Origin of the sequence: Acinetobacter johnsonii ANC 3681, assembly GCF_000368805.1 — a bacterium.
GTDB classification, from domain to species: domain Bacteria; phylum Pseudomonadota; class Gammaproteobacteria; order Pseudomonadales; family Moraxellaceae; genus Acinetobacter; species Acinetobacter johnsonii.
Genome location: NZ_KB849705.1, coordinates 720508 through 733094 on the forward strand (window position 1 = coordinate 720508; position 12587 = coordinate 733094).

A 12587-nucleotide genomic window follows, 5' to 3' on the forward strand; every position below is an offset into this window, starting at 1 on the left:
AATATCCTAGATGCATAATTGAAAAACCAATAAAAATGATGACAATCCTGAAAAGTACAACAACGAAAGCTTACTTTGACTATCAAGTGAAAAAACCGCATTGGATTGCGCTCATTGTACTCGCTGTCGCCATTGCTTTCGCATCGATCCATCCCCTTGAACTCAGCTCTTATATTTTGCATCAGATTGGAACCGTATTCATGTTGGTTACGCTGATCATTTGCCTCTATAAAATGGGGCTCAGCTTAATCAGTTTTATGCTTTATATTGGGTTTTTGCTGATTCATATACTCGGTGCGCATTATCTATATTCTTATGTGCCCTATAATGAATGGTCGATGCAATATTTAAACCTAGACCTCAACCAGAGTTTCGGTTGGACGCGGAATATGTATGATCGCTTTGTACATTTAGCGTACGGTCTACTGCTCTACCCATTTTTCTATCGTCTGTTTCAAGTGTGGTTACCCCAACTTTCTAAACTCACCCTATTCTTGCTGGTCATTCAATTTGTGATGGCAAGTAGCCTCATTTACGAATGGATTGAATGGTTTATTGCGATGGGCTTATCGCCTGAAGATGCTGAAAACTACAATGGGCAACAAGGTGATATTTGGGACGCGCATCAAGACATGCTTTTAGCCACAGTTGGCGCAATCATCACAGGCATAGCCTGTCTATTGAAAAAGTAGTCCTTTTTTTCTCTACCATTCGTCTAGCACAACAATTAACGACGATACAGGACTCATTCAAGCACAAGTGACTTGCACATCAGTTTTAAAAAAACAAAAAAAACACCACGTCAGGCGTGGTGTTTTTAACTCTGTTAGTCTTTCGCAGACTCATCTGTTGGCACTTCAGTAATTCGGCCACCACGAGCAAGGAATGCAGCAACTTCGTCTTCAAGTGCTTGGCGTTGTTTTAATTTTGCAGTCACCGTCAGTGTTTCAGCTTCGGCAACATCACCATCACTCGCAGCATTATCAGAAGAATCTGATGCTCCTTTTTCCGCTGCTTGAGCTTCGTCTTCGTCGACTGCTGAGTCTTCTACATCATCATAATCATTTGAATCAGTCATCTTAATCTCCCCACAAATGACATTTTAAGTTCCCATGAATTACTGGTTTCCAATTATGTTGAAATTTAACAAGCTCTCAGCTTTTCGCATAGTCTTATTCAACGGAAAATCGTATCTTTTTTAATCAAAATCGTAATCTTATTTTACGACTGCCTAAAAATTAACACTTCCGTTCTTAGACTGCATAACGCGTCTCTTTGAGCAACCCTAAACCATTGGCCTGTGCCATAAAAGCATCTTTTAATACAGGCAGTTTTTCAACCTGTTTCAAACCAAAGTTTCGTGCCCACACCACAGGAAAGAGTTGTGTGGTTTCCATCCAACCGATGGCAGACATGCTATGCATCATGGCATCATTTTGTCCTTTACGGCGGTGTTCATAACGCTTCAGTGTTTGCTCATGTGCCCACACGCCACGCGCTAGATCATGTAGCAATACGTCACACAGTACAGCCGCATCAAGACAACCAATATTCACACCTTGCCCCGCCAACGGATGAATCACATGAGCCGCATCACCAATTAAAGCCAAGCCTGCTTTAACATATTGCTGTGCAGCACGTGCTTTGAGTGGGAAAGTGGCACGAGGTGTCGCTTCCAACACTTCGCCTAACATGTGATGACTTTCTCGCGTTAATAGCTGGGTAAATTCAGCATCTGAAAGTGCAGCATATTCTTCTGCATAATCATCGGGGAGCGTCCATACGATAGACTGCCAATGCCCTGCTTGCTCTGGCTTTAAACTCGCCATTGGTAAAAATGCCAAAGGCCCCGTTTCTAAAAAAATCTGACGTGCAACGTGTTGATGAGGCTGTGCAGTGCGAATGGCGCAGCTTAAACCAGCCTGTTTGTAGTCCAGCACATCGATATCGATAAACGCTTGTTCCCGTACAAAAGAGTTTGCACCATCTGCACCAATCACCAGTTTGGTTTTCAACACCGTACCATCGGCCAAATGGATATACCATAGCCCAACACCTTCTTCGACACGAGCAACTTTAACCTGAGTTCGGTAATCGTTGAGTACAGCAAGCATCTGCTGTTGAATCGCTAAATTAAGTAAACTTGGCTCAACCATAGAACCGAGGGCTTGTTCGCCTTGTGGTTCCTGCTTGGACACATGACCAAAGTTAATTTCACCATAGCCATTTTTATTCCACACCTGCATGCCACTATACGGCATCTGGCGGGCAATCTTGTCCCAAACATCAACGGTTTTAAGTAGGTGTATCGTCGCCTGACTGAGTGCCAAGACACGTGGGTTTGCAACACTTAAGGTCTTATGTTCATCTAAAATAGGTGCAGCATCCAGTACGGTAGCTTGCACACCGCCTTGCGCCAAAAGCAAAGCTGTCAGCCCACCGACCAAACCACCACCAATAATCACGACATCTAAAACATCAGTTTGAACATGACTCATGCTTTTAGCCCCATGGCATAGTTGGCAACGAGTGGTTTAATGCCTGGAATCGTATCAAACGCGACTAAACCAGTATTACGAATAAATTTTAAGATTGGATTGTTATTGCTAAAGCCTCGTACCACCGAATCACAGAACTTAATTACGCGTTGTTGATCGGTCAAACGTGAAGCCTCATAGGCTTGTAACATTGCAGCATCGCCCAAGTCGGCATTTTGAGCAATTTGCTCCGTTAAATAACGTACTAAGACGTGCGCATCTCGCATACACAAGTTAAAACCTTGTCCTGCAACGGGGTGAATGGTATGCGCAGCATTGCCCATTAAGACCACGCGTCCTACGGCCTGCTTGTCTGCTAATACTTGTGATAATGGAAAACTAAAACGCTTACCTGTTTTTTGGAACTTTCCTGCACGGTCGCCATAGGTTTCTTGCAAAGCATCTAAGAAATGCTGGTCATTTTCATCGCCCAACCATTCACCTTCAGTACCTTTTTTCACAGGCCAAACCACTGAACGACGGTATTCACCCGGAAGCGGCAATAGTGCCAATGGCCCTAAGCTACTAAAACGCTCAAAACCCACATGGTTGTGCGGTTTTGAGGTTTGTACCGTGGTCACAATAGCGACTTGGTCATAATCATGCTCCGAAGCACCTATTCCTAAGGCTTTACGGCAGAATGAATCACGTCCATCTGCAGCAATGACGATTTTCGCTTGGAGTGTTAACTGTTCTTCTCCACGACTCGCTGCTATGTAGGCCATATCGGTATCTTGGGTCAGTTGGGTGACTTGTACACCATCAATCAGCTCAATGAACGGTTGTTTTTGGACTTCCGTCAGTAGTACACGACCGAGCCATGCATTTTCGATGACCTGCCCGAAGCTTTCGACTTTTTCTTGTTCTGCTTTGAGTCGCGCCTTCCCAAAGCTACCTTGTTCGGTGATATTTACTTCAAAAATAGGCGTTGCATGTTCTTGTAAAGCGCTCCATAAACCCAGTTCTTGGTAAATTTGAACTGTACGACGTGACAAGGCGCTGTTTCTTGCATCAAAGCTAGAATGGTATGGCGCAAGGTTTACATCATCATAATTTGGGTATTTGATCGCCTCTAAAAGCTTCACCGCAATATTTTGTTTGGCTAACATCAACGCCAGACTGAGTCCGACCATACCACCACCGACTATGATGACTTCTTGTTGCATGCTTCTATCCTTTTTATGGCGTACCTAAAGTCAAAAACTTCAAATACCTCTAAGTTTTAATGGATTTATATTACATCAAAGATTTTCTTTTTTATAATGAAATGGATGTTTTTACGTACTTTCACCGTAAAGTGTCATGTCATGATTTCTGAAAAGACAGTCTTTTCGATTTTCATCAAAACTTCTTCAGGACACTGTTTAAACAGACTTATAAGAAATGTGGAACTTTGAACAAATAACGATCATAGAAAATAAATAATACATAAAAAAGTCCAATCAATTCAGATTGAGCTCTTCAATAAAATATAAGCATTTGAATTTAAAGGCTAATTTTAAAAATTGCTTATAGGATATATTATGTTAATTTTAGCAAATCTTATAAAAGAATAAAATTTAATCTACTAATGTTTGGATCCATTGTAAGCTTCCGCTCATAGATATACCTACACCTAAATTTGCTATATCTAAGTATTCTTTTGGAATATAAGAAAATAATTTATCGTCAATGTAAGCAATCCAAAATTCTGGAGGTGGACAATCGCACTCACCGAAGAACCCTTTAGTTTCTTCATATGCCAAGCAATCATACATAGAGCATGAAATATCAAACTCTAATATTCTCCCAGTAGAATTAAGTGAATGTGTCTGTTCATTGACTTTATATTTAGAAAAAACAGATTGAATTACTTTAGGATAGTTTTTGTTAGCAACTTCACTAAAATTTCTATTACACATACTCCAAAGTTTTTCTATTCTTATTGTAGGAGAGTTTTTGAAAATATATGGATTCCCCTCAAAAAAAATTGGATTCTGATTTAAAAGAAAACCTTTTATTTTCATAAGTCTAAATTCCATATCGAATATGCATTTATTGATTTAGATATTAAATCCTAATGGCTAGTTTTGATAGCTTAAAAAATCCCATTTAACAAAATAGACCTTATAAAAACTGAGTACTTGAATCCACTCAAAGTGTCTCTAATTCCTTTAATGCAATCCTCAGCATCCGAATTGCGGAAGCACGAAAAACTGCATTTGTCCCATCAGCGGAAAGATTTTGATCTGTCCAAGCAATTGCCGCAAGACATTGAATGCCAACATAGAATAGTAATTTTATTTGAGGCACTGTCTGCTTATATGTACACTCCCAACCTTCTAAAAAAGCATTCCGTAATTCTAAATCAGAGAAATCTATATCCACCCAAACAATTTTGGCTAAATCATAAACCGCATCTCCAATACGAGCAGCGTCAAAGTCTATAATACCCGAAACCCGATTTTCACTGTCTACAAGGATATTTCGACCAATATAGTCACAATGCAGTAAATGAAGCTGTGTCGGCTCATATATCGCTTTAGCGTATTTTCGTATCTCGTTCAATTGGTCACAAAATTCGTGATAATCAGATGACAATGGATTTATACGAGACATCCATTTTGAGATCATTAATTCCAATTGTTGCTTCCACAATACCCAATGTGTTGATAAGCCATCTCGATCTTGCCAAAACCTCATATTCAATAAGCGAGTCTGTGGGATTGCACGATGAAGTTCGCCCAAAGCTCGTCCTGCATTCCCAAGCAAAGAAATTTTCTGTACCCGCGTACAATTCTTTAATACTTGATCGACTTGCCTACCTTCTATGGCACTCATGACAAGGATAGAAGAACCTTCCCATTCAAACTTATTTAATACCTTTGGTGTTAGTGGAAATTCTTTGAGAGCTTCTAAGATTTCACAGTAACGATCATTAGCCGTTTGAATATTTGCTATTTTGATAAAGACTTCTCCTTGAGAGGATTGCCCTTGATACACTGAAGCCCCATTTCTCTGTGTAACTAAATCTAACGTCTTTGCCTGAATCCTATGCTTTAACTTAGATAAATCTTTCATGCTGCCTAATTTCTGTTGTGAATAAAAATGATGATGAAATAACTAAAATTTTTATTTATAAATATTATAGTTCTCTATTCAACATAAATACCTTATAAAAAATAAAAGCCGATCACATGATCGGCTTTTATACAGTAAATTATATTTATCGCGCCATTAACGCTTCAATCTCTTCTACCGACTTCACCACTTTCGCAGTCAAATTCAGTGGACCGTTTTTAGTTGCCACAATGTCATCTTCAATACGAATACCAATACCACGCCATTTCACATCGACCGTTTCATCATCAGGTGCAATGTACAAGCCCGGTTCAACCGTCACTACCATACCTTCTTCATAGGTACGCCACACACCTTCTTGCTTATATGAACCGACATCGTGCACATCCATACCGAGCCAGTGTCCTGTACCATGCATATAAAACTGACGGAAACTTTCCTTTTGGATTATCTCTTCAATATCACCTTGCATAATACCCAGATCAAGTAGACCTTGGACTAAAATGCGCACAGCAACATTATGTGGTTCCTTATACGAGTTCCCTACACGCACTGCATCAATGGCAGCAAGTTGTGCATCAAGCACTACATTATAAAGTGCTTTTTGCTCAGGGCTGAACTTTCCATTGACAGGAAAAGTACGGGTGATGTCTGAAGCATAATATTCATATTCACACGCTGCATCGATCAACACCAAATCGCCATCTTTCAGCTCTTTGTTGTTCTCTACATAGTGCAAAATGCAGGCATTTTCACCACCACCGACAATACTGTTATACGACGGCACGCAGCCATTCTGACCAAATACATAATTCAGCTCAGCTTCTAGAGCATATTCCATCATACCCGGCTTAACGGCTTGCATGGCACGAGTATGCGCTTGTGCGGAAATATCTGAAGCTGTTTGCATCAATGCAATTTCTTGTTCTGACTTAAACAAACGCATTTCATCTAAAATACGGTCTAGCTGTATCAATTGTGCAGGTGCAGCAGTCCCACGACGTGACTCACCATTGGCAGTCGTGATCCATTTTGCTACACGCGCATCAAATTCAGGCTGTTGCCCAATACGATAGAATAATTTTTCTTTACTTAAGAGTTTTTCAATGATTTCTTCATCTAACAAATCTATCGCATACGCTTCGTCAGCTTCATAGTCATCTACCGCGCCATCCATACCTGCGCGATAACCATTCCAGATTTCCATCTCGCGGTCACGTTCACGGCAGAACAAACTGTAGCTATAACCGTCTTCATCATCTTCAGCAAAGGTTTCAATGACTGCTACGGCTTCGGGCTCAGCAAAACCTGTCAGATAAAAAAAGCTGCTATCGGTACGATATTTATAGTCTGCATCACGATTACGCATCGCCACTGGACTGGTTGCAATAATGGCAATACTGTTCGGACCCATTTGTGCAGCCAAACGGTCACGGCGTTCCTGAAAATCCACTTGCGTTAGTTTCATGTTTGATCTGTCTTTTTTATACCAAAGAATAAAAGTGCCACGCGCACCTATCATGTACGCGCAGCAAATCTTATGCCAATCAGCTTGGGCGATGCGGCGTAAACATTTCTACAACATTGTTCGCTTCTGTTACAGAACGATCGATTTGTTGCTTGTTATGAAAGTGTTTAAGCAGAGAACTTTCCTCAACTGCAATCTTTTTGCGGCCTACAGATAAGCTCACAGGAATTAAACGTACAAACTCGTATAACTCTTGATAGCTCTCTTCACCCTCTTCATCATCATCAGTTTCTTCAAACTCAACTGCCGCGACATCTTGTAAATGTTCGATCAGTTCCATTTCATCTGGGCGAATATGACCAGACGCCAAACCAAAGCCCAGCACTACGCCTGCGCACCAATCCGCCAAAGCTTGTACACGGTCTGCGAGCGTATGAGTGTCATCGGGAAGTAACGGTAAATAGTCCAACTCATCATCAGAAAGTGCATGTGCGACATCTTCTGCTTCATCGGCTAACAAAGCCAAAGCTTCTTCGCTTAACTCTGGAATTTCCAAAGTCGTTAGGATGTGTTGCCACTCTTCACGGCTCGGTGCCTGAGTTACACAAATGATACCTGTGAGTAAACCATGTAACTCACTTGGGCTAGAAATCTCTTCAATTTTAGAAAAATTTGGCTGCCATTCTGACCAACCTGAAATATCGTCTTGCATTCGTTTATCCAATCTCTATACTTCTTATATATTACCTTTGTTTGCAGCACTGTGCGACCACGATATGTTAGAAGAATTACAGCGTCTACAGGCGCATATTGGCGTTTTAAAAACGCGACTTGCTCATTTTGAAAGTGAAAATAGCACTTTAAATGCAGCTAAACTGGATGCTGAAGAACAGCACCGTTCTCAAGTTGTGCAAAAAAATGGCTTAATTACCCAGAAACAAGAACAAATTGATGATTTAACTGAGCAATTAAGCAGCGCTCAGACCCAATATCAACATTTGAACACCGATGCGACTGCTTTGGCCGATCGTTATAGTCGTTTGGAAAAAAGTTGTACGGATTTAAAAAATCGCTTTCAGGAAATCTTGGCTGAACGTAATGAATTACGTGCAATTAAAGAAAAAATGAACAATGATCAGCGTCAAGCTCAGCAAGAAATTCAAGCGCTTCAGCAAGAACGTGAAAGATTGTTACAAAAAAATGAGCATGCTAAAGCCAAAGTCGAAGCCATCATCCAACGTTTGGCTATTTTAGGCACAGAGCAAGATCATCACGCGCAAGAAATTCAACAACTTGCCCACCCTACTGAAGCTGGCGAGGAAGTTTAATCATGAGCGAACCAATTACCGTTGAATTACGTGTCTTAGGCCATAGCTTTCGTTTAGTCACAACGGAAAAAGAAAAAGCCGACCTTGAACGTGCAGCTCTGCTTTTAAATGATAAATATGATGAATTTCGCCGTAAAGCGCCACGGGTAGAACCCAGTAAAATTATCATTATGGTGGCGCTTGAGTTAATGCAAGAAGTGTTGTTGATGAATAAAACACTGCAAGAGTATGCACACGCAGAACGATTACTGGCAAATATTATCGATGAGGTTGCAGAACTTGTTTAAACTCGACTTAATTGAATAAAGTATCAACACTTACTCCAGTTGTTTACAGTTCGTAGCGGTGTATGAGTTGCCATCAGCGTGAGATTCGTTATACTTAAGGCAACTCTGAGGTGTTCGCCAGCGGGTCTATTCCCCTGCCGATACTTAAACTTATGGATGTGTTCTGTATATTTAGAGTGTATGCCCACTTTCATGTGGGAAACCCAGCAAGTATACGTCGCGTCCACCTTGAACTCATCGGGTTCAGGGTAACGACACATGCAGCGGCATCTTCGGAGTACTTTATTTAGTTAAAAATAATAATTACATACATCGCTAATACTCTTTAATTTTTATTTTTCAAGCTTATTGTTTTCATCTTGTCTCCCTGCTACCGAACAAAATGATTCTTGAATCTCTCTATCTCTTAAAATAACGCTTTTATTGGATTATTAAATCTTTATTGAGTCATTTTTCTACTTCATTTGTCCATAAAACAAAGCTAACCAGCCCTCAATTTTTAAGAATTTCAAAACAAAAAACCTGACTTAGCTGAATGCTGCATCAGGTTCATTCACATGATTTAATTTTTTAGCAAATCGATCCAATAATATGCTCTGCGTGACAAGTCACTCCCTGCTGAGCTATCAACTGAATTACCCCACTTTGAGGCGCAACTACAGGAACTTCCATTTTCATGGCCTCCATAATCGCAACCACTTGCCCCTCTGCGACCTGCTCCCCGTTTTCTACTTTCCAAGCGCTAATTACGCCATTGATCGGAGCAAGTAAGTGTTCAGCACTCACTGTTGTTTCTGTAACCGGTTGGTCTTGAGCAGTGATTGTAGGATTTTGTGCAAACATACCCGCAGGTAAGCCTAAACGATGTAATTTCCCATCAATTTCAATATAGCTGAGTAACATCGGCTGTTGATGATTCGGAATACTGCGTTTCGTTGGCTTTAAGTCCTGTTTAAAATCATTTTCAATCCAACGAGTATGGACATTAAATGTGTCGGTAAAATCAGTTTCATTTAATACTGCACGGTGAAAGTCTAAAACCGACGCAACCCCTTCAATTTTAAATTGCTTCAGCGCACGTTTAGCACGAGCAATAGTAACCTCACGTGTCGGGCCAGTGATAATCAGTTTTGCCATGAGCGAATCAAAATGACTCGACACCAAAGAGCCTGTACGAACACCTGTGTCTACGCGTACGCCCTGACCAAACGGGGCTTCAAATAAACTTAATACACCAAATGCAGGAATGAAGCCACGAGCAGGGTCTTCAGCATTGATACGAAACTCAATGGCATGCCCCTGCGCTTTAGGGGTTTCTTTGATTGAAAGTTCATGGCCTTGAGCCACACGAATTTGCTCAACTACCAAATCGACATTGGCCGTTTCTTCCGTAACAGGATGTTCCACCTGCAAGCGGGTATTAACCTCTAAAAATGAAAGCTTTCCATCACGGCTCAGCAAATATTCAACGGTACCCGCACCGACATAGTTAGCTGCCTGACAGATATTTTTGGCTGAAGTTAAAATTTCTTCATAAATTGCATCGCTGATAAAAGGTGCTGGGGCTTCTTCAACCAACTTCTGATTACGACGCTGTAGCGAACAATCGCGTGTACCTAAAACCACTACATTGCCATGTTGATCTGCAATCACTTGCGCTTCGACATGGCGTGGTTGATCTAAGTATTGCTCAACAAAACACTCACCGCGGCCAAAGGCAGCTTGCGCTTCACGTACAGCCGAATCATACAGCTCTTTTACATCTTCCAGTTTCCAAACGACTTTTAAACCGCGACCACCACCACCAAACGCGGCTTTAATCGCAATAGGTAAACCAAACTGCTTTGCAAACTCGAGGGCTTCATCAGCATTATTTAAGGGGTCTTGTGTTCCTTGAACTAAAGGTGCACCCACTGAAGCGGCTATCTTACGTGCTTCAATTTTATCACCCAATTTTTCAATGGCGCTTGGCGATGGCCCTACCCACTTTAAGCCTGCATCAATCACTGCCTGTGCAAATTCAGCACGTTCAGATAAAAAGCCATAACCCGGATGAACCATGGTCGCTTTGGATTTTTTAGCAACCTCAAGAATGGCTGGAATATTTAAATAGGTTTCACGTGCAGTTGCACCCGCTAAACCCCATGCTTCATCCGCCAGTTCGACATGCATACTATCAATATCGTCATCGGCATATAACGCAACTGAACTAATACCCATATCACGGCAAGCATGAATAATACGAACGGCAATTTCACCACGGTTTGCAATTAATAATTTTTCAGTAGTCATCATTCATTCTCAAAATCTGTAAATTCGGTCATTTTTTTAAATTTGATTTGGCACCCTGCTGGAATCTGTGCCACCAAGTCCCAATGGTGCTTCGCCACAGCCGCTATAACGGGGTAGCCACCAGTTAAAGGATGGTCATTCATAAACAATACAGGCTGTCCACTGGGTGGAATCTGTAAGGCACCAATACAAGTGCCTTCACTTTCCAACTCATGAGTAATTTTGCGTTGCAATGGTTGTTCACCTGAAAGCCTCAGTCCAACTCGATTGCTTTCATTGGTCACAAGCCAAGCTTGCTGACATAAGCGCTCAATGCTCTCCGCTTCGAACCAATCCGTTCGCGGTCCCATCACAATGTCGAGCTCAACCACATCGCCGACTTTGGGCAAGTGTAACTTCGCAATTTCGGTATTACTGATATTTGAAACTTCAACCTGTCCTTGATAAACCATATCCCCCATTTTTAGAGGTTCTGGTCCCAATATGGCCAAACTATCAAATGAGGCGCTATTCAGCACAGGCTGCACGTCGATACCACCACGAACCGCCAGATAATTCCTCAGTCCAGCCGTCGGTGCTTGAATCTGAAATTCATCACCTTCATCAAGGGCAATCGCTTGATAACTCTCAAAGTCAGCCTTTTGGCCATCACTAAATTTCACGTGGAGGTTTGAAATTGCTCCCGTAACCGAAATGACTGCGGACTGATGCATTTTGGCTTTCAAACCACCATTTAAAATTTCAATCACAGGCGTCGGAGTTGGGTTACCAACAATTCGATTTGCACTGTGCATCGCCGATACATCCATCGCCCCTGCAACACCAACCCCTATCTTGGTCTGGTTAAAACGCCCTTCATCTTGAATCAGCATCTGTAGGCTCGGTGCAGTTACCGTAAACACAGGCATGGAGTGTTTGGGCTCAACAGTACGAGTGACTTGCTGTGGTACGCTAACCGTGGTCGGTTGATGTGTGACATCTTCAAAATGTACTGTCATTCCCGGTAACAGTAGCGCTGGATTTTTACGCTCTAGATCCCACATTTTTGCAGCAGTCGTACCGATCAACTGCCAGCCCCCCGGACTGTCTTTCGGATAAATCCCTGAATATTGTCCTGCCAGTCCCAAAGAACCCGACGGTATTTTTTTACGTGGCACAACTAAGCGAGGAATATCTGTAAAAGGTCGATCGGGACTGCTCATATAAGCAAAGCCCGGTGCAAAGCCGATAAAAGCCACATTCCAAACACTTTGACGATGCTTCAAAATCACATCAGCAATTGAAAACCCTTGTAACTCTGCAATCTGAGCAAGATCTTCGCCCGTATAGCAGATAGGAATAATCAACTCTTGGACATTACGCTCAACGCCTGAACCGATTTTTACAGTCTGAATCGAAGCAACCAGTGTTTTAAACGTAGTCTCGATTTCATTAAAAAAAACCAAAATCGTTTTTGCAGCAGGGACTAAGTCTTTAATTCCATTCAATTGCATCTTGTGCAATTTATTGTACAACGCCAATGTTTCCTCTAAGCTGGCAAGCTCTATGAGAAAACAATCCGCGTTTACCGATAAAAAACGCATATGCCTATCCTTTTAATTGTTCTTCGGTGCGG

12 protein-coding genes and 1 other RNA gene are annotated in these 12587 nt (G+C 41.6%); 4 read left to right on the forward strand and 9 right to left on the reverse strand.

The window, feature by feature from the left end; genetic code table 11:
• Positions 1–35: 35 nt before the first annotated feature.
• On the forward strand, positions 36–692 hold the full coding sequence (locus F946_RS07680; protein ID WP_004980846.1) for a DUF2238 domain-containing protein: 657 nt from the start codon (positions 36–38) through the stop codon (positions 690–692).
• Positions 693–826: 134 nt separating this feature from the next.
• On the opposite strand, the gene F946_RS07685 is transcribed toward F946_RS07680, so the two are convergent.
• From F946_RS07685 to F946_RS07715, 7 genes are all read right to left on the reverse strand, one after another.
• Positions 827–1078: a hypothetical protein gene (locus F946_RS07685; protein ID WP_004694228.1), complete on the reverse strand. Its 252-nt coding sequence runs from the start codon at positions 1076–1078 to the stop codon at positions 827–829.
• 175 nt (positions 1079–1253) lie between these two features.
• Complete coding sequence (locus F946_RS07690; RefSeq protein WP_004980849.1) at positions 1254–2498, reverse strand: FAD-dependent monooxygenase; 1245 nt, start codon at positions 2496–2498, stop codon at positions 1254–1256.
• The gene (ubiH, locus tag F946_RS07695) at positions 2495–3703 is read right to left on the reverse strand and encodes a 2-octaprenyl-6-methoxyphenyl hydroxylase (RefSeq protein ID WP_004980853.1); all 1209 of its coding nucleotides are present in this window, start codon (positions 3701–3703) and stop codon (positions 2495–2497) included. The genes F946_RS07690 and ubiH overlap by 4 nt, the downstream gene beginning before the upstream one ends.
• 393 nt (positions 3704–4096) lie before the next feature.
• On the reverse strand, positions 4097–4543 hold the full coding sequence (locus tag F946_RS07700; protein ID WP_004980855.1) for a hypothetical protein: 447 nt from the start codon (positions 4541–4543) through the stop codon (positions 4097–4099).
• A gap of 127 nt (positions 4544–4670) precedes the next feature.
• Positions 4671–5597, reverse strand: coding sequence for a phosphotransferase family protein (locus F946_RS07705; protein WP_004980857.1), 927 nt, complete (start codon positions 5595–5597; stop codon positions 4671–4673).
• Positions 5598–5742: 145 nt separating this feature from the next.
• Positions 5743–7065 (reverse strand): Xaa-Pro aminopeptidase, encoded by a 1323-nt coding sequence (pepP, locus tag F946_RS07710; protein WP_035326899.1) that lies wholly within the window; start codon positions 7063–7065, stop codon positions 5743–5745.
• A gap of 79 nt (positions 7066–7144) precedes the next feature.
• Positions 7145–7777 (reverse strand): UPF0149 family protein, encoded by a 633-nt coding sequence (locus tag F946_RS07715; protein WP_004980864.1) that lies wholly within the window; start codon positions 7775–7777, stop codon positions 7145–7147.
• 64 nt (positions 7778–7841) lie between these two features.
• Between F946_RS07715 and F946_RS07720 the strand changes: the two genes are divergently transcribed.
• From F946_RS07720 to ssrS, 3 genes are all read left to right on the forward strand, one after another.
• Positions 7842–8393, forward strand: a complete 552-nt coding sequence (locus tag F946_RS07720) for a hypothetical protein (protein ID WP_004980866.1) — start codon at positions 7842–7844, stop codon at positions 8391–8393.
• 2 nt (positions 8394–8395) lie between these two features.
• Positions 8396–8680, forward strand: coding sequence for a cell division protein ZapA (locus F946_RS07725; RefSeq protein ID WP_004980868.1), 285 nt, complete (start codon positions 8396–8398; stop codon positions 8678–8680).
• Between the two features lie 99 nt (positions 8681–8779).
• A non-coding RNA gene (ssrS, locus tag F946_RS17025) (6S RNA) lies at positions 8780–8963 on the forward strand.
• A 287-nt stretch (positions 8964–9250) separates the two neighbouring features.
• Here the strand turns inward: ssrS and F946_RS07730 are convergent.
• On the reverse strand, positions 9251–10972 hold the full coding sequence (locus F946_RS07730) for an acetyl/propionyl/methylcrotonyl-CoA carboxylase subunit alpha (RefSeq protein ID WP_171065405.1): 1722 nt from the start codon (positions 10970–10972) through the stop codon (positions 9251–9253).
• Positions 10972–12555, reverse strand: coding sequence for a 5-oxoprolinase subunit B/C family protein (locus F946_RS07735; protein WP_004980873.1), 1584 nt, complete (start codon positions 12553–12555; stop codon positions 10972–10974). Before F946_RS07735 ends, F946_RS07730 begins: the two co-directional genes overlap by 1 nt.
• Positions 12556–12587 lie beyond the last annotated feature (32 nt).